Raw genomic sequence first — 18,055 nt, forward strand, 5'->3', positions numbered from 1 at the left:
CTGGTCCAAGGACTGCCTCTATGCCGCCGCCGATGCAGTTCGTTAAAACAAGCCTCCTGTCTGTCTGAAGGAGGTCGTGGGCTTCAAGCGAGCGGCCAACGTTACTGCCGACTAGCTTCTCGGCTGCGACCGCCTCTAATCCGCGGCACTTGGGCCTCCTCGAGCGGGATTTTCGCGTGTCATCTATAGTTTGCATAGGTTTTCCTTTTTTGTTTCGTAGGGCGACTCCCTAGTGTTAGGTGGGCACTTGCAAGCAACAACAGCCGGGAAAGTTCGATACTTGCAGGGTGTAAGTCGCGATAGCCGACCGTCCGTTGCGTCCTGTGGGATCGGTCGGCTATCGCAGTTGATTAGATCCTTTGGACTATAGCGACGCTGGTCGTTCTAGCATCCTAAGCACCTTTAAGTTCCTTTCCCCTAATCCATCGCTCGCGTGTTAGATGACGGCAGTTGCTCTCACACGCGCTCCGACTCATCGATATAGCGTCCCGTATAGGGTCGAACAGGAGCGCGGGCCCCGGCAAACCGGGTGGTGACCACGACCAATTTAGCACCCTCCAGCAGGCATTCTCTGCAATACAACGTCCCGACCTTCAAGCCTCGCTCGCGTTGCAACCTTGATGGAGGGCGGTGAGGTCTGGAGGACTCCGCCCTCCATCATTTGTTAGAAGCGCTGCGAGACCGCGACTTTGAAGTATCTTCCTGCCTCAGAATATAGATCTGTCAGCGTGGTGACATTTTTGACTTCGAGCGCATCAAAGTAGGTCTTGTCGAAGATGTTATAGACCCCACCTTGAACGGTCATCCCCGAAAGCTGCTCGGGCTGCCACCAGGCAGTCAGATTGATAACTCCATATCCAGGCGGCTTGGAGCTCGCTTGCGATTTTTCCGAAACGGCGGCGGAAGCGACCATTGTTAGGTCGGTGCCCCACGTCTCTTTTTCGTAGCCGACACCGACTATGGCCTTCAGAGGCGCGACGGAGGCGAGGAGCGAGTCGTCATCGAGGTCCATTCCTCTCGCATAGTAGAGCGCGCCGTGAAGTTGCATGCCATTTGCGAATTTTTGGTGGCCCTCGAGCTGGACACCGGAGATCCGAACATTTTCCTTGTTTTCGTAAGTCTGCACGCCCAGTAAATAGGACGGATCGATGGTTCTATCTAAGCCGGTGCTATCGATGAAATTTCGATATCGTGTGCTATAGGCGCTAATCCGTGCACCCTGATCTTCATCGCCAAAATTTGCTCCGACCTCGAAGCCCCAGCTACTCTCCGGTTTGAGCTCGGGATTCCCGATCGACCGATAGTAGGGGTGGTTATCGTAGTCCACATAGAGCTGATAGGTGCTGGGAGCTTTGAACGCGGTCACGAACTGCGCGTAAAGCTCTGAGTCAGGTGATGGCGTCCAACTTGCACGCACCTTCGGCGATAAATGCGTTCCGGATTGCCCATCGGGCAGATCCTTAGCGAAGCCGGCCGTTTCCTGCGGGTCCTGCTTGTACCAATCGAACCGAACACCAGGTGTCAGCGAAAACTGGCTATCACCGAGGCTGATCTTGTCATCGGCGTAAAGTCCGAACTTGTACGAATTCACATCAGGAGCGTAGTTCTGATTTGTATGGTAAAAGGCGCAACCCGCTGAGGGACTTGTGGCGCAGTTGTCGATGCCAAAAAGATAGTAATCTGTTTGCGAAAACTGAAAGTCCGTACCGAAGGTAAGTTCGTGGTTGAGAGCTCCAGTTTCAAACGCGGAGTTAGCATATCCCTTAAAGCCAAGGTCGCGCTCCCCGCTCTGCATGACGCGGTCGTATTCACCAAGAGGAGCAGTCTTTCGAACTCCTAGCGTCCCTTCATCACGGGCGCTACGCTGCCAGTATAGAGTTGCAAAAGCGCTGTCTACGAGACTGTCAGATGATTCTGCTTCGTATTCATAGTCCAACGAAACACGGTCACGGGTCATCTCGACTATGGAATTGTAAGAGCTGTAACCGGTCGCTGTCCTGTATCCTGAATACGAGCGGAAATCTTTGTTCGAATCGTGGCTGTAATGTTCGGCGGTGACCCCTATCGTGTGGCCACCTTCCAATCCCTGACGTAGTTTGAATAAGTAGTTGCGTTGATAATAGCGCAACGGATCTGCGATCGTCCTCGCAACGCCGGTTCCGGCGACGTCGCCGCCGGTCTTCGTTTCATGCCCTCGTTTGTAGGATGACTGGAAGAGAATAGAAGTGTCTCGGATTTCGGCGGCCACAGCCCCTGCAGCCGTGAGGGAACGATCCGATCCCGCGTATCCGAATTTTATCTGTCCACCGTAGCTATTCCCATCGGTGATTAGATCCTCTGGTTCAAGCGTATTCAGTACCAATGCACCGCCCAATGCCCCAGAGCCAGCGCGGCTTGAGTCTGCGCTGTGTAGGACATCAACTGAAGCCAGGGAATTGAAGTCGTACGTATCGGCTCCGCCACCGAACCGGTAAACGTCGTCAAAGAAGTATGGGATCGGGATCCCGTCTGTTAAAGTTAGAACACGATCCTGTTCCAACCCTCGGATATTAACGCTCTTCGACGCCTCGTTATATGTAACGCTGGGATCAACGGTGTTTCCAAAATCTTTCAGTTCATCGACCTGTTTCTTCTCGAGGGTAGCCCTTGTAGTAACCGTGGTGGCAGGGGAGTCTGAAACGGAGCCTTCCTGTACGAGCCGCTTCCCCTTTACCACAATCTTTTGCAGGGTCGTCTCCTGACTAGTGGCGGCGGAAGCAGTTGAGTTAGTCGTACGTTGTTGTGCTTGGGAGTGCTTTGGGAGGCAAACGGCGGCAAACGCGGCGCACGCCAAAAGAACCGTACGAAAACGACGGTCAATCATCGATATATCCTTTCGAAAAATCTCGAGCTTGGCTGGCTCGCCGACGCGCGTTCCGATTGGCTGGCTAGCTCTTTTGAAACAGAAGCCCGTCCGTTTCATTAGCACGACTAAAAAACATGACAAAAGTTGTCAATATATAATTGCAGCGCGCCGCCAATCGAGTCCTCTACACTGGGGCAGGGACCAAAATCAAAGGTGGTCGGTCTGAGACAATCGCCAACGTGATCGCACGATGGCGGTAACTCAAGGATCATTGAATCGGAATTTACATGCCCAACGGGTTTCGGCCGGGAGTGCAGCTCAAGGGCTTGAATTGATTGGGAGTTAATGCCATCTCATGAGAGTAATCCAGAGGGCCCCCATGGCAAAGCGCGATGCCATTCCCGTTCCAACGAAACTCCGTTTGTTCGCAGACGCGGCGGGCCACTGTCAGCGCTGCTTGGGCAAGCTTTTCCCTGACGAGATGGGTGGCCTGAAGCATATCGCTGAGATGGCGCACGTCATACCCCACGGGGATACCGGCCCTCGTTATGAAGCGCGACCAGACGGCGACTTTGAAGTCGACTCGTTCGAGAACCTGATTTTGCTGTGCCCGACATGCCATACCATCGTCGACAAGCATCCTGAAGCTTATCCTCGCGATACATTGCTCGGTTGGAAGCGAGACCATTTCGGTGCATTGGCACGCAAGCAAGGCATCATTACCTACGAAAACCGCCGCGACGTTCGCGACGCCGTTGCCGTAGGTTTGGCACAGAATAAAGCGATCTGGGAAAAGTTTGCGCCTTCCGAAGGATCAGAGTTTGAATATGATCCCGAGTCGACGACTGCCATAACATGGACTGATCGTATGCGGAGCGTCATTTTGCCCAATCATTATCGGATTCAGGCAATCATTGAAGCAAATCTGCGTCACGCGTCCGACGATGAAGGGAAGACGTTTGCCGAATATCGAGAGCATGTCCGAGGGCTGACAGCACGCCACGTTTGTGGCGAAGCTGGGGGTACTATAAGATTCCCGGAAGCGATGGAGACCATTTTCGCATGAGTTGGCAGGTGAATTACGCCCTGGACTTTCTTCCGAAGGCCTACGCAGGCATCACAGCTGAACCCCTGGGCGGGGACATCATTAAGTTAACGGTGATGCATCAGCCCGACGTTGTCGCTGCCATTTCCGGGGCGAGGGAAATTGACGCCACAATAGCCGAACTCTATTTACAACAGAGCCCGCAGATCGATTTCCTGTGTGGTTACCGCAAAGAGTGCGTTTGGCATGGTGCATCGATCCAATTCCTCGAAGAGCGCGGAATTGGATGGGGAACCCCCGGTACCCTTGCTACTGCTTCGCAGGCGGGCAAGGCTAGGGGGGCCCCACACAAGGATTTCAGGTTTTCACACAGACTACTGTTGCAAACCAAGAGCGTCGTAAAAGGCATCCAGCGGCACTATGACCGGTTATACGACATCACCGTGAAAAGTGGTCGGACGTTGAGGGTAGGCTTGCTGTTGGAGTATGAGCCAATTGCCGACTCGGTGCGCTCTTTTTGGGATCGGTTCGGCGCGGTGGATGTATTTTGGAACATCAATCCTAACGGCAGCCCAACTTTGGAGGCGATCAGCGCAGCAAAAGATCTTGGGTGTGAGGTACTGAAGTGGGACGATTTCAAGGAGTATATGGGGAAAGCTTGATGACAGCGTCTGAGGTGGCTTCCCTCATTCTCTCATCTTGTCCATCTATGACCAGATTCGAACCCTACATGTTCGGTTCGTCTCTGCGGGGCGTCGGCGCAGATATCGACATTCTGGTCGTCGGGCCGCCGGGTGAGCCCTTGGTGCGGCTGAAAGCCGAACTGGCGAACGCGGGCGAGGAGCTTCCTCTTCATGTCCTCTACATGTTGCCGTCCGAGGCGGTGGAAACAGGCTTTGTCGAAAATGAGCGGTGCGTTGCTCTGCTGGAACTCGCGGGGCATCGATAGACTAGAGAATCATTTGGAAACATCGGGTAGAGATCATGCCAGGCCAAACTGTGGTATTGATCGACGCTGGCACCAAAACGGAGTTCGCGTGTCATCGCATCCACTGAGCCTGGTTCAGCGGCCAATCTTCGGGATTGACTTGGCCACTGGGCCCAGGATGAAGACGACTGGAGCGAGGCTGATCACCAGCGATCCTCATCGATTGTGAAGGCTCTAGCTAGGAGTAGGTGGCAAACTCGGCTAACGCCGCTTGCACCCGGCGTTGGGTTGCATTTGGATGCAAGGTACGCGTATCTAAATGCAAACACGGTACAGCGGTGGGTGCAAGTGACCGAAGACGACGAAAAAAACGGGCAGCCAGAGGCATCAAACGAAATTTCGCAGTTGGAGAGTCCCTCCGTCGATGTGTCACGAAAGCCGACAAGCTTGATCCGCCCCCTCGAAGCCAGACAAATCAAGCAAGCCCGATCTGACCTCGCCACTCTTGCTGCAGCAACAGGTGGCTTAGAAAAGCTGAAAGAACAGGCAATCGACGCGCAGAGGCTGGCAATGGGCTTGTCCGCCGGGTTCAATTTACAGAACTCAGCGACACTTGCTCTAGGCAAACGGATACAGGAGATGACCGCGTTCTCGAAACTTGCCGAGGGCAGTTTTCCAAGAATGATGGATATTCAGACAAGGTTTCCGGGCTTTACAGAGATAAAAACCGCAGAGGTCTTAACTCGGAGCTTTAAGTCCGCTTTCGCGCTTACTTCCCTTGAGAAAATGACAGAAACGATGCGCGACTTGAACGAGCGCGTCGCATCAGTTGGAAAAATCTCCGGCATAGATAGCGTAGGAAATCTCTCGAAGGAGCTGGCCGACAAGATGGCTCCCATGAAAACTTTCATGGAAGACCTTCAAAGACACCAATCGTTAGCATTCGGGCCTACAAGCTCATACGGCAAAATTCTTGCACGTGTATCGTCGATGCAGGACGATATGAGAGCGCTCGCGGCCCCGTCCATGGCCGCCGCCTTATCCGCGTCATTACTCATCTCCCCGCCACCAAACCTCGACCGTTCTTTGGCCGAGATCACCGCTGTAGCTAGCCGAGCGTTGCGGTTGGTTCCAGATCGAGAGCTTTGGCAACAGGCCGGCGAGGAATCCCTGCTATTGCGTGGCGTGGGATTGCTCGATGAGATGGAGTCTCGTCCAGCACAATCCGTAAACGACTTCGATCAGCAGGTGAACAGGCTGGTTGAAGCCATTGAAAGTGCAGTAGCGAACGCAACGACTCCGTCGCAGAAGGTTTCGCTCCTGCAGGTTATTTTTTTCCTAGTTCCGATAGTTATATCGATCCTGACCATGGTTCAGGCGGAAACGCATCACATAGAAGACATGGCGAAGCCCGATGGCACGACGGCGATCGTCGAACAATTGAACAGAAATGGCGAAAAGCTCGACAAACTCGACCAGATTGCGGCCTCTCTTAAAGAGGCAACGAAACAGGTTTCGAAGGCAGTCGCTGTCAGAACTGCCAATATAAGAGCAGCCCCGGATAAGACTGCCCAATTGCTTGGAAAGTTGCAGCAAGGCAATATCGTTGTCGTGTCTGGCACCGTCGAAAACTGGATTCTGGTCGAATTTTCTGACCCTGTGACAGGTCAAGCGGTCACAGGTTGGGTGTACGCAAAGCTGATGAAGCGTTTTCAATAGCGGATCGGTCTCCCAGCATAGTTACCTGGTCGCGGCTTTGAAGACTGGTAACTCGGACAAGCTTTTTCCGACGATGTCCGCAAGATTGCGGAGGTTTCCTACAATGGGATCGCCAAAGGCTTCCAAAGTCCAGATCAATGACCGTCGGTGTTCCTCGACCGCGGGGCGGGATAGCTTATCTTCAAGCGTTGAAGCTGCGATGAGCCTGAATGTTTTCCTTACCTGACCTGGCTCGCGATACATACCCAGGCCATGACAGTAGAGATATTTGTCAATGATCCTATAGCCCAAGAAGGGGTGAAAACCAGCCAGCTCGGCCGCGCCGCACACTTCCTTCGATCTAGCCTCCCAGGATGGCGCGAGCTTTTGGTAGAATGCCGACATTTGGGCCAACCCTGATCCGTCCTGGCCAATCACAGCTGCCCCGACGTATTTATCGAAGATTGTCCAACCTTCTGGGTGCATGAACCAAGACAACTTCGACAGAGCGGACGCCAACTGACGTTCGGAATTGTTTCCATCCTTCCGTTTCAAGAGCATTGGCGTCTTCTTTGACAGAGCGGCCAAAGCCTGCGCTCGTGTGAGCAAAATTCTTGGAACTAAGCTCCGGCGGCGGGGACTTCATAAAAAGATCGACGACCTCAATTGCCAACCAGGAACACTCAGGCGAAGCCCTCATGCTGCCATCGTTTGCCGCGAACAACGTGGGGCCGACGTCCGGCCCGATTCGAAAAACCTAAGGACTTTCCCGATGCTGAAAACCACCCTTACCGCAGCCGTTGGCCTGCTTTCCTTCGCGCCGCTGGCCAATGCCTCAAGCGATGCAGCTTGGAATGCCCTCTTCGCGAAGGCGAACGGAACCTGCATCGGCCAGTCTCGCATGGTGTCCCCCGAAGCCACCGCGCCAGTCGTCTTCGATGACGTCACCGGGAAGATCGCAGTGCTGCTCCGCGAAAAGAGCCCTAAGACGAAGAAGATGGTCAATGTGGTTTGTCTCTACGACAAGAAGTCTGGCAAAGCTTCGATCGCCGAATACCGGTGGCTGGGGCAGTAGTCGCCGATCTACTGGCCCCGGAACAAAGCCGCACACGTCAATACCGGGATGTCCATTACGGGGTCGTCCCAGAGGGAGGTGCCGACGGTGGAGGAATTCCACCAAACATCAAGCACTTCGACTCAACCATCCGCAGGCAGTCGCCGTCATTAAGGCAAAGGGTCCGTTCCCGACCGCAACCGGCGAACTCGGCTCTGACGAAAAGCGCGACATCACGTGTCTGGACTACGTCATGTATCCCTGGAAGAAGGGTGAGGACGGCAAGTACAACTGCTTCCAGAATAAGTAGCTGAACGCTGTTCGAACGCGCGGTAGTGCGTCAGTAACCATTAGCCCGGCAAAAATTCGCCGGGCTTTGGAAGACCGCCGGCCGCGTGGAAGGGCCGGCGACATCGCGCTTTGTCTGGACTCCGCATTATGACTCGTGAGGTCCATTCGGAGGAAAATATAATTCACATGTCGATCGACTGGATTTCTTCGTTGCTGGACCGTTCGGACGCGCGGGGCAGCAATCTCTTCAGTCAGCGCCCGATTGCGGACGGCGGCGATCTGAGCTTGCGCCTTGCCGTCGCGACCTCTTCACCGGCAAATTGCAAGCGTTTGCGGCAATCAGGTTGGCGCGAATGAGCGGGGGTTCCGCTCGTTCTGATAGCAAGCCCGCCAAGCGCTATGGGCGCTCTTCCTGCGAGAACAGGGTTTGTAGTGCGCGGATCCTGGCATCGATCGTACGGGCACCTTAAAGCGGGTGCATCTAGGCCACATTGCCCGACGTCAGGTCTCCCTCACGGTTACGGAGAACTTGAGAGTTGCGCACATGCACAATGCGCCTGGAAATCGTATCCACTGGAATGTTTCCGACATATTCGACTTGTTTCATCGTCTCCGCGAACGCAAAAACCACCATGCTGGGCTTCTCTCTGGTAGCGAGCAGCAGATATGGTCACGCACTGGTCATCGGCGGTGCGGTCCGAAGGGCGGAGCGATCATCCATGACGCTGTACCTTTCCTGGCTGTCGTCGCTACTCGCTCACCTCTCGGTGTTGGAGAAAGGCAAGCGATACTAAGCGGTATCGGCCAGACGACGCGGCCTTTTCGTGTGTGAACCAAGTGGACGAGTGTTCCCCCTTTTCCAACGCAACTCATTGACAACGGCCGATCGGCTAAGATATTTATCGACTGATAAAATAATTGATTACCTTCCCATGACGGCGCTCACAGGACAGTGACGAGACGACGTTCATGCAATTCACAGAATGCAATTGAAAGCTGACGGTGTCGGATCAGCCGACGCAGGAGGACAAATGGCCAGAACCAAACTTTTTTCACCGCTAACACTAGGGTCGCTCGAGCTGCAAAACCGTATTGTCGTCGCACCAATGTGCCAGTACTCGGCCGTGGATGGAGAGATGAACGACTGGCACCTCATGCACTTGGGCAATCTTGCACTTTCCGGGGCTGCAGTGGTGACAATCGAAGCCACTGCCGTATCTCCCGAAGGTCGCATCTCATACGGCGATGTCGGCCTTTACTCAGATGACGCGCAGCGAGCGATGGATCGGGTTTTGTCCGGAATTCGCAGGTGGTCGGAAACGCCGATTGCCATACAGCTAGGACATGCTGGGCGGAAGGCTTCCTCCGAGGTCCCATGGAAAGGAGGGGAGCAAATTGCCGAGGATCAAGAAGGTGGATGGCAGACTGTGGCTCCCAGTCCGGTACCGCTTCGAGCTCAGTACGCCCTTCCGCGAGAACTCGACCGATCGGATCTTTTGGGCATACGCGCGGCGTTCGGTGATTCCGCCAAGCGTGCGGCTGCTCTTGGCCTTGACGCTATACAGATTCACGGCGCTCACGGCTATCTGCTACATCAGTTTCTGTCGCCACTTTCAAATCACCGCAGTGACGCGTACGGCGGCTCCCTGGAAAACCGGATGCGATTTCCTTTGGAGGTATTTGAAACGGTACGCGAAGCATTTCCGGCTAATCGTCCAGTCACAATGCGGATCTCGGCGACTGATTGGGCAGCAGGTGGCTGGGATGTCGAACAATCGATCGCGTTCAGTAAGGCACTCGAAGCGCGCGGATGCTCAGCTATCCACGTTTCCACGGGTGGGCTAGTTGATCATCAGCAGATTGCAATAGGACCGAGTTACCAGGTCCCCTTCGCACGCGCTATCAAATCGGAAATAGACATACCTGTAGTAGCTGTAGGGCTCATCACGGAATTCGAGCAGGCGGAGGCAATACTGAGCACGGGCGATGCCGACCTCATCGCGCTCGCTCGTGCAATCCTTTACGATCCCCGCTGGCCGTGGCACGCGGCCGCGCATTTTGGCGAGAAAATCCGTGCTCCGGGCCAATATCTGCGATCCCAGCCCCGGCAGTATCGCGATCTGTTCGAGCCCGTTGCGTAGACTGTTGCCGAGCGGGCAACGTGATCCGAGCTACGGACTCCCGCAGAACGTTTTCGGCCTACATGCTTGAATTCCTGACTTGTCAGTTTCGTCGCAGGGGCGAAAGCTCTGGAGCTCGGCTACAGTTGTTATCGACGCGACAAGGTTTTCGCCCTCCCCAAAAAGCGAGCGTATCATCAACAGGGCATCTTCGCCGTGCGGCCTATCCTGCCCTATCGCCGGCGGATAATCTCAATTCGGCCTCGCCGCATCACTCGAGACCTCGGCCGGGTTTAGTCACTAGTCTTGATCAAACAATGCGCAGTTCATCCTGTCTTCGTTGATTGCAGGCTTGATGGTGGGCGTAGGTGCTTGTGGTGGCTGTCGCTATCGTGCCGACGCCGGTAAGCGCTAACACCAATGCGTCAGGTCGCTCTATGCATTTCGGCCTGGCTAAATCGTACAGCCAAAAATGAAGGGGATTTCACGTGTCACTGATTGAGCCAGACCCGCGCCAATTGGAAATGACGGTCCTAATGACGCCAGACATGGCAAATTTCAGCGGTAAGGTGCACGGAGGAGCGCTTCTAAATCTCCTTGACCGCGTCGCCTTTGCCTGCGCCTCACGCTATTCAAAGCAGTACGCGGTCACGCTTTCTGTTGATCAAGTCATGTTCAAAGAGTCGATCAACGTTGGTGAACTGGTAACGTTTCGAGCGTCGGTCAATCATACAGGACGAACTTCCATGGAGGTTGGTATACGTGTCGAAGCCGAAAATATCAGAACCGGCCATCGGCGACACACCAATTCCTGTTATTTCACGATGGTGGCGGTCGACGGTGTGGGACTCCCTGTTTCTGTCCCTTCGTTCCAGCCAACCGGCGAGCTTGCCATCAAGCGATACAATGCCGCAGCCCTTCGGAGGACATTGCGCCGTGAATTCGCGGAACGGCTGGAGTCGGTTGCCTCGACCGGCCGTGACACGACCATCCCCTGACCGTTCCAATGCAGGCAAGCACCGTTGACAGGAGTCACCTGAGCTTAATAATTAGCAGTTGATAATTATTATGCGTGATTGAAGCAAGAATTCCACTTGCTTCGAAACGATGCCCGGGAACAAATGCTCCTTGTGCTAAAACAATTCTTTTGCGGCAATGCAACGATGAGCGTCACGGAAGAAGTTTCCATTGTAGCTCTGATGGCGTTTAAGACCTTTCACTGAAAAGACGGTTGTGGCGGGGGCGTGACCGTGCGTGGGGTGGTGGAGTCGTCCGGGCGCGGATGATTTCCGGCCAACGTCCTCACGTATCATTTTTTGCGCGTTGCCTGATATGGCGAGGAGATCGTACAAAGCGGCTAGCGCATTGCCGTACTGCACCGCACGAGCAGGTCGTCGGGGATGAGACTTTTGCTCCCGACGAGCGTGCGAGACCCGGACGCCTGAAGGCGGACCGCCAAACAGGTGTTCGTCTCCAAGCGTGGCCAGGGAACCGGCTACTCCGGCATCGAGAACCCGCTGTTCTACAAGGACAACACCCGCATCTTCTACGGCGACGCCAAGAAATCGGGCGCGCTGCTGCCTATGATAGCTTGAGCGCTTGTGTTGCGGGATCAAGAGGCTTGCTGATGAGCGAAACTTTCGAACTGGCGGTCAACTAACTCCCGGAGTTATTTGGCGGCAGCGATAGAACGCGTTAGGTATCTCGTCGGTCCATTGTTGCTACGGCCAAGCGCCGAGCTTCCGCGGCCGCCAATTGCGGCGACGAGGAATGCGCATTGACGCCGGACCGCTGTCGCGGCAGGATGCAGCTGGCCTGACGCGTAGGCCGGTGTGCCCATCACGCGAAGCCGAGGCAATGCGTATTTTGTGATCAAGACTGACACCGTTCCTTCGGACGGGTCCGGTCGGCAGTGGGCACCCGGTTGGATTCGCTACAACAAGGAATGGATCGTCATGGCCACTGATACTCTCACGACCCTAAAATCCCTCGCCAAGAAACTCGCTCGGTTGCGGTGCCTCCAGCATATTGATGCTTTGGAATTGGTTGCCCGTGAAGTGGGCAAAGCTAACTGGCGCGGACTCGCCGAAGCCTACAAACAGGGCTGGCGGCCTGATCCCAGGCAAATAGAGCAACTGCAAAACTTACTTTCAGTCATTGTGGGCACCTCCGGCGCTGATCAAACCGAAGAGCTAAGCGCGTTCGATGACCGGCTGGTCTTCACACATTGGCTTCCCGTAGGCGTAAAGCCCATGGAAGCCGATGAACTTCATGGCGAACTTGATGGTCATAAATTCTACCTGGTCGGCGACGAGTTCAGCGTTGCCTTTGGTTCGCAAGGTTGGGAGATCCTCCTTGACCAGCCGCCTTCAGCAAAGCCGGAGCTTCGGCGGCTGGAAGGGCGCGTCAAGTCTGTTGCAGTACTTGATCCCGCGTTCATTGAGTGTGCCACCCAACTTCTGACGATCCGTGCACGCAGAATGCACATGGAGGTGGCCTCGGACTGGCCGCGGCGCTCGACTATGCCCGACAAGCAAGGTCGAGCGCGTCACCCCCTCGATCGGGGCTTGGCTGACAAATGGTACTGCTTGCATTGTGACGGCGTACATGATGGCCGCACGATGGCAATGAATCTCTGGCATTGCACAGGCTGCGGAGCAACGCCCATCGACATCTTCCTGGAACCATTCTGGAGCGGGGTAAAGCAACCCGTGTAACGGTAGGTTACATGTGTAAAGAAGGCCGCGTTGCATAGCGGCGCGGCCCTATCCGAAAAATATCCCCTTCTTTGCCTTCAGCGAACGGTTTGGCCAAGTTGCTGCCAGGGGTCTGGCGATTGGGCGGACCGGCGACCGTTCGTCTGAAGGCTCCAAAATGCGGAAGCACGCTTTGTACGACAAGAGGGTAGTTTCCCCCTCCGGTTGTCGCCTTCCCATTAACCCATCATCGCCAAAAAATGACCCATCAGCACGACGCTGGCATTTCGGCTCATGATGACGCCGCCTCCACAATCTTTCATATTCGGCGACATTTCATGACGAGCATACATACAAACCACGGCGCAATGGCTGCCCTCGCGACTCTCCGGTCGATCAGCGGTAGTCTCGACAGAACACAGCAGCAGATTTCTTCCGGTATGCGCGTAGCGACGGCTGCAGATAATGCCGCTTACTGGTCGATTGCCACCACGATGAGGTCCGATAGGGCCGCCATGAGCGCCGTTGCCGATAGCATCGGTCTTGGAAGCGCAATTCTTGATGTCACGTACGCAGGTATGGACAACATCAGGGAAGAGATGACTACCATCCGTAACCTGATTATCACGGCTAAAGCCCTGCCATTGGCCAAAACTGACGGATTTTCCAATTGGACCGACTTCCAGCCCGACGCGGTCTACGACAATACTCAGGTAGCCAAAGTCGATGCCGAAATTTACCAGCACTGGAAGCAGATCAATTCGATTGTCGAGTCTGCGAGCTTCTCTGGCGTCAATCTGCTAAAAAATGAAAAAAGCGAGCCAGTCCTTCCGGGGGCGAAGACAGATTTCACGATTGGCTATGCCAATGGTCAAATCCAGACCCTGTCGTTAAATGCCAAAGACGTTGTAATGGTTAACTACAACCGGACGAACGACAACATGTGGAATCACGTTGGTGCGGAAAACATAGGGTACCTCGATGGTTTCCTTTGGAGTGCCAATATTATCTTTCCTCTGACCTACGTCGATGCGGGAGGGGAAGTGAAGAGGAATGAAAATATCTATACCTTGCGCAATTCTGAGGTCAGGATAGCTTTTGAAAACTTGGACCGCGACTATTATTACGGGCACCTGATCGGCCAAATGGACGAGCGAATCCAAGCTGTTACGGACGGCATGTCCGTTGTCGGAGCGGCTCAGAAGAGGATGGCGCTTCAGGATGCTTTCAATAAAGGTTTGATGGATACCCTAGCGAAAGGGATAGGACGTCTTGTCGATGCCGACATGAATGAGGTATCGATTAGGCTGAAGGCCCTGGAGACGCAGCAACAGTTGTCGGTTCAGGCCCTGAATCTCGCGAACAACGCGCCGCAGACGATCCTGTCTTTATTCCGCTAGGGGCAAGGGCCAGTAGTGTGACCCCGGATTACGATCCGCGGACATTCTGAGCGAGATATCGCCGGATGGTGCGAGGATGAACAGCAAAGCGTTTGGCTAGTTCCCCTGGGACTTCCAATCCCGCGGCCACAATTTCTTTGATTTCAGCGCGTTGCTCCTCGGTAAGAGAAGGACGTCGACCCAAGCGTTGACCCTTTTCCCGGGCAGCCGCGAGCCCAGCGCGAGTGCGCTCTTGGATCAATGACTTCTCGAATTCGGCGAATGCTCCCAAGACGTGCATGATAAGGAGACCTGTCGGCGAAGAGGTATCCAATGCCTCAGTCAACGATGAGAATCGAACGCCACGGACACTCAGCCGATTAATGAGGCTCACCATGTGAACCAGTGACCGCCCAATGCGATCCATCTTCCACACCACGAGCGTATCACCGCGCTTGGCCATGCGGAGTGCAGCAGAAAGGCCGGGACGGTTGCGTTGAGTTCCTGAAACATGATCGTGGAACACCCGTTCGCAACCAGCCGCTTTCAACGCGCTTATTTGAAGATCGAGGTGCTGATCGAGAGTTGACACTCGGGCGTATCCGATTTTCATCTGAATTCCTTGCAAACGTCCGCCGTTGACAAAAACCACCGTATCCGCCGCTCGGCTGCAGGCTGATCATGAAACAAGCGTGGCAAGGAAATTTGCTTTCGACAAAGGTAATGCCTTGCGAATGACAAAAACGGTCGTTTTCGCCGAGAAAGTCATTCTCGTGAGGGAGCGGAAACGGTCAAGCTTTCAAAAGCTGCTCGATGCGTGGATTGTCGATGGAGGAACGACCGCGCAGAGCGTCTTCAACGCGGTAACACAATATCGTCCCGACAATTCCTTGGTATGCGTACTCCGAAATGACTCCGATCTGGAGATAGTCGGCCCCTATAAGGTCAACAGCAACTTCGGATTTCCGGGCAAGGAATTCATGCAACAAGAGCTGATACCGGCCTGTCGAGATGCGCAACGGCAGCAACGGCCTACGGCGGCGAGGCGGTTGCTCGTTGCAGACGGATTACAGATTGCATCGGAATGGCTTCTATTGCCGCACAGGACGCAGCAAACCGCTGGTTGGTGCGTTGGCTATGTCGAGATAGGTTTCCTGCTACCCTTAGCCAATTCCATTCCACCCGTTGATAACGTTGATCGCAACTTGCTACAGATGCTGCTGGAAGGGCATGCCACAAAGGAAATCGCCCATCGAGTGGGAATGTCGCATCGAACGGTCGAACATCGCTTTGAAAAGCTGAAAGCTAGTATGGGCGCCTACAACCTGCCTCATCTTGTTGCGTTATCTATTGCAAGCGAGTTGTCGGGCCTACCGGTTGCTCGGTTAGCACAGGACCTCTGAAAGTAGCCAATGCATCGAAAATCTTCTGGGTGTCCTGTGAACACGCGATCACATCCCAGGAAGTGGTGCGGCAAGAAGGCGGCCATCCGTAGCGAGGCGGTAGCGTCGTAGACAGCGCCGGACCCATACCAGGGTGGCGCGGGTATGAGCCTCCTCCGCGGGCCTGATGATATTGGTTAGCCGAGGTTCCGACACGGAATGGGCCGGTAAACGGGAGGCTCGATTACGATGGTGCTGCGGTACTCTCCCTGACAACGAGATCTGCAGTCAGCGTCCGGGCTTCTGGCGCCTCCTTGCCTTCCATGTGAGCGAGAAGCAGTCTGCAGGCGGCCGCTCCCCACTCCCTGCGTGGCACTCGGATCGTTGTCAAGGCCGGCGCAACTGCACTCGCAAAATTTACATCGTCGAAGCTGACCACTGAGACGTCTGAAGGGACATTGATGCCGCACGAGCGCAATTCCTGGATGGCTCCAAGAGCCATTTCGTCACTATGGATAAAGAGTGCACTAGGTGGCGTATGCAGGCCGAATAGTTTTCTCGCTGCGGCGCGGCCTGATGCAATCGTTAGATCTCCTGGCGCTTGGCACTCTTCGGCGTGTGAGATGCCCGCTTCGAGAAGTGTATCGACGAAGCCAGCGTGCTTTGCCTTACATTCTTCGTATTCCATTGGGCCGACGATCTGGCCGAAACGACGATGGCCAAGAGCGAGTAAGTGAAGCGCGGCTTGTCGGCCCGCGCCATAGTTGTCGATTCCCACTGTCGGGATTTCTACGCCAGCATCGCGGTTGCAAGATACAATGGGGAAACGCCCTGCAGATTCGCCCGCAAACAATTCGAGAACATTTTCAGGAAAGCGGCCGATATGAGCTATGAGGCCATCGCACTTGCCCGATGTCAGCATGCTGAAGTAGTCGGCCTCTCTGAATGCGTCGCTTGCGGTGTCGGCAATGAGCACAAGGTAGTTGGCTAATCGTGCCGCTTCCTCAATACCTTTGAAGAATTCGGAATAGAACGGGTTTGCTATGTTCGGAACAAGGACCATGAGTGTGTGGGTGCGTCCCGTACGGAAATCCACGGCCAAGCGATTGACCTGAAACCCAAGTTCATTGGCGGCGGTCAGCACCTTGGCCCGTGTATCAGGGCGTACGGTAGAGGGGTCCTTCAGCGCTCTTGATACGGAGGCGATCGACATCCCTGCCGCTTTTGCGACATCTCGGATGGTTGATCTTTTTGACGTCAATTCATTTTTCAGCATGCCCCACATTTAAGTCATATCGACCTCGCATGGAAGCAAAAAGAAACCGTTTACAATTGGACTGTAACCGTTTACAGCAATAGTGGAAACGGTTACAGCGGGCGGGTGATCGGGAGGATCCTTGCTGCGCGTGAGCTTAGGAGTGAGCTCAAATCGCGATTCAAGAGCCGATCTAGGTGGCGTCGAACACGATCGACTTCATGGCAATTCCTGAACCGTGAATTCAGCGGGAGGAGGGGAACTTATGAGTAAGCCTGTCATAATTCTGGATCCTAGTTGGCGGCAGCTTTCTGAACTTTTCTCAGACCCAGATCTCCGTCGTCTTCATGATACGTACGATATTGTCTGGGGCAAGGACGAACCCATGCCGCCTGAATTATTCGCTGCGGCGTTGCCAACAGCGAATTTCATCATCTCAGCCGTTCCGCGACTTGATACGTTGGCTCTCGAGAGGGCTGGAAGACTGAGGGCGATTTTTGAGGTCGCGGGAGCATTTCCAGACTCAATCGATTATCATACTTGCTTTGGTCGCGGGATCGACGTCCTTTGTTGCGCGCCCGGCTTCCGTGCCTCTGTCGCTGAAATGGGCCTGACAATGGCGCTCAGTGGCGCGCGCGGTCTTGTCTCCGAGCATGAGGCCTTTCGGGCAGGGGGCGAGCACTGGCTGAGCGACAATACGGCTACCGACTTTACGCTCTATGGGGCAAAGATCGGGTTTCTTGGGTTTGGCTCAATTGCCCGAGAGATCGCAAGGCTTTGTCTGCCATTTCAGCCGGAGTTTCTCGCATACGATCCTTGGGTAAATCATGAGGTCGCATTAGAGTCGGGAGTTCGCCTAGTTAGCTTCGATCAACTGATCCGGTCCGGTCGGCTTCTGTTCGTCACGGCCGCTCCGACTGTCGAAAATAGGGGGATTCTCGGGCGAGACGCAATTGCCGCTCTCCCAGATGGTACGTTGGTCGTCTTGATCAGTCGCGCTCATTTGGTCGACTTTGATGCGCTCTGTCTGGCAGCATCGAGTGGCCGCATACGAGCAGCTATTGATGTGTTCCCAGAAGAGCCACTGCGGCACGACCATGCGGTTAGGCAGAACCCGAACGTCATCCTCTCTCCACATCGCGCTGCGGCCGTTCAGGGAGGGCGCCAGCTAATCGGTCGAATGATCGTCGAGGACTTGGGAAGGATCGTGGCCGGTGGGCAACCGGTAGACCTCCAGCGCGCTACCCCGGATCGAGTCGGCCTGCTCGCTGGGGTGCAATCTTCAAAACGTATCGAGGAAATGGCCGCGAAACGATGACCGGCAAATCACTTGCCGTGGAATTATCCAACAGTTGGGAGGAG

At 54.8% G+C, this 18,055-nt stretch carries 16 protein-coding genes and 2 pseudogenes; 14 read left to right on the forward strand and 4 right to left on the reverse strand.

Translation table 11 applies throughout. The features are described 5' to 3' along the window. Nucleotides 1–664: 664 nt before the first annotated feature. Entirely contained in the window at nucleotides 665–2,863 is a 2,199-nt protein-coding gene (locus LAC81_RS27020) for a TonB-dependent hemoglobin/transferrin/lactoferrin family receptor (RefSeq protein WP_223730199.1), read from the reverse strand. A gap of 361 nt (nucleotides 2,864–3,224) precedes the next feature. Between LAC81_RS27020 and LAC81_RS27025 the strand changes: the two genes are divergently transcribed. From LAC81_RS27025 to LAC81_RS27040, 4 genes are all read left to right on the forward strand, one after another. Further along, nucleotides 3,225–3,911, forward strand: a complete 687-nt coding sequence (locus LAC81_RS27025) for an HNH endonuclease (protein WP_223730200.1) — start codon at nucleotides 3,225–3,227, stop codon at nucleotides 3,909–3,911. Then, a complete protein-coding gene (locus LAC81_RS27030) occupies nucleotides 3,908–4,552 on the forward strand; it encodes a hypothetical protein (RefSeq protein WP_223730201.1) in 645 nt (214 codons plus the stop codon). Before LAC81_RS27025 ends, LAC81_RS27030 begins: the two co-directional genes overlap by 4 nt. Further along, nucleotides 4,552–4,839 carry a nucleotidyltransferase domain-containing protein gene (locus LAC81_RS27035; RefSeq protein ID WP_223730202.1) on the forward strand — a complete coding sequence of 96 codons (288 nt, stop codon included), beginning with the start codon at nucleotides 4,552–4,554 and terminating at the stop codon, nucleotides 4,837–4,839. Before LAC81_RS27030 ends, LAC81_RS27035 begins: the two co-directional genes overlap by 1 nt. Before the next feature lie 327 nt (nucleotides 4,840–5,166). Next, nucleotides 5,167–6,537: an SH3 domain-containing protein gene (locus tag LAC81_RS27040; RefSeq protein WP_223730203.1), complete on the forward strand. Its 1,371-nt coding sequence runs from the start codon at nucleotides 5,167–5,169 to the stop codon at nucleotides 6,535–6,537. Nucleotides 6,538–6,558: 21 nt separating this feature from the next. On the opposite strand, the gene LAC81_RS27045 is transcribed toward LAC81_RS27040, so the two are convergent. Then, nucleotides 6,559–7,077 carry a hypothetical protein gene (locus tag LAC81_RS27045; RefSeq protein WP_223730204.1) on the reverse strand — a complete coding sequence of 173 codons (519 nt, stop codon included), beginning with the start codon at nucleotides 7,075–7,077 and terminating at the stop codon, nucleotides 6,559–6,561. Between the two features lie 211 nt (nucleotides 7,078–7,288). Here LAC81_RS27045 and LAC81_RS27050 point away from each other — a divergent pair, with 211 nt between their 5' ends. The 8 genes and pseudogenes from LAC81_RS27050 to LAC81_RS27085 all read left to right on the forward strand — a co-directional run bounded on the left by LAC81_RS27050 (nucleotide 7,289) and on the right by LAC81_RS27085 (nucleotide 14,077). Then, nucleotides 7,289–7,591: a hypothetical protein gene (locus tag LAC81_RS27050; RefSeq protein ID WP_223730205.1), complete on the forward strand. Its 303-nt coding sequence runs from the start codon at nucleotides 7,289–7,291 to the stop codon at nucleotides 7,589–7,591. 124 nt (nucleotides 7,592–7,715) lie between these two features. Then, nucleotides 7,716–7,880 (forward strand): annotated as a pseudogene (locus tag LAC81_RS27055) (branched-chain amino acid ABC transporter substrate-binding protein); the annotation flags it as partial. 167 nt (nucleotides 7,881–8,047) lie between these two features. Next, nucleotides 8,048–8,218, forward strand: a complete 171-nt coding sequence (locus tag LAC81_RS27060) for a hypothetical protein (RefSeq protein WP_223730206.1) — start codon at nucleotides 8,048–8,050, stop codon at nucleotides 8,216–8,218. Nucleotides 8,219–8,892: 674 nt separating this feature from the next. After that, entirely contained in the window at nucleotides 8,893–10,002 is a 1,110-nt protein-coding gene (locus LAC81_RS27065) for an NADH:flavin oxidoreductase/NADH oxidase (protein ID WP_223730207.1), read from the forward strand. Nucleotides 10,003–10,505: 503 nt separating this feature from the next. Continuing rightward, on the forward strand, nucleotides 10,506–10,979 hold the full coding sequence (locus LAC81_RS27070) for an acyl-CoA thioesterase (RefSeq protein ID WP_223730336.1): 474 nt from the start codon (nucleotides 10,506–10,508) through the stop codon (nucleotides 10,977–10,979). A gap of 456 nt (nucleotides 10,980–11,435) precedes the next feature. Next, nucleotides 11,436–11,576 (forward strand): annotated as a pseudogene (locus tag LAC81_RS27075) (NAD(P)(+) transhydrogenase (Re/Si-specific) subunit beta); the annotation flags it as partial. 360 nt (nucleotides 11,577–11,936) lie between these two features. After that, nucleotides 11,937–12,698 carry a hypothetical protein gene (locus LAC81_RS27080; RefSeq protein WP_223730209.1) on the forward strand — a complete coding sequence of 254 codons (762 nt, stop codon included), beginning with the start codon at nucleotides 11,937–11,939 and terminating at the stop codon, nucleotides 12,696–12,698. Nucleotides 12,699–13,015: 317 nt separating this feature from the next. After that, on the forward strand, nucleotides 13,016–14,077 hold the full coding sequence (locus LAC81_RS27085; protein WP_223730210.1) for a flagellin: 1,062 nt from the start codon (nucleotides 13,016–13,018) through the stop codon (nucleotides 14,075–14,077). A gap of 28 nt (nucleotides 14,078–14,105) precedes the next feature. Here LAC81_RS27085 and LAC81_RS27090 read toward each other — a convergent pair whose 3' ends face one another. Next, nucleotides 14,106–14,669, reverse strand: a complete 564-nt coding sequence (locus LAC81_RS27090) for a recombinase family protein (protein ID WP_223730211.1) — start codon at nucleotides 14,667–14,669, stop codon at nucleotides 14,106–14,108. A gap of 25 nt (nucleotides 14,670–14,694) precedes the next feature. Between LAC81_RS27090 and LAC81_RS27095 the strand changes: the two genes are divergently transcribed. Continuing rightward, a complete protein-coding gene (locus LAC81_RS27095; RefSeq protein ID WP_223730212.1) occupies nucleotides 14,695–15,459 on the forward strand; it encodes a LuxR C-terminal-related transcriptional regulator in 765 nt (254 codons plus the stop codon). Between the two features lie 223 nt (nucleotides 15,460–15,682). On the opposite strand, the gene LAC81_RS27100 is transcribed toward LAC81_RS27095, so the two are convergent. Continuing rightward, nucleotides 15,683–16,714 carry a LacI family DNA-binding transcriptional regulator gene (locus tag LAC81_RS27100; protein ID WP_223730213.1) on the reverse strand — a complete coding sequence of 344 codons (1,032 nt, stop codon included), beginning with the start codon at nucleotides 16,712–16,714 and terminating at the stop codon, nucleotides 15,683–15,685. Nucleotides 16,715–16,958: 244 nt separating this feature from the next. Here LAC81_RS27100 and LAC81_RS27105 point away from each other — a divergent pair, with 244 nt between their 5' ends. Continuing rightward, nucleotides 16,959–18,011 carry an NAD(P)-dependent oxidoreductase gene (locus LAC81_RS27105; RefSeq protein ID WP_223730214.1) on the forward strand — a complete coding sequence of 351 codons (1,053 nt, stop codon included), beginning with the start codon at nucleotides 16,959–16,961 and terminating at the stop codon, nucleotides 18,009–18,011. The last annotated feature ends 44 nt before the right edge of the window (nucleotides 18,012–18,055 follow it).

The organism is Ensifer adhaerens (genome assembly GCF_020035535.1).
In the GTDB taxonomy this organism is placed as follows: domain Bacteria; phylum Pseudomonadota; class Alphaproteobacteria; order Rhizobiales; family Rhizobiaceae; genus Ensifer.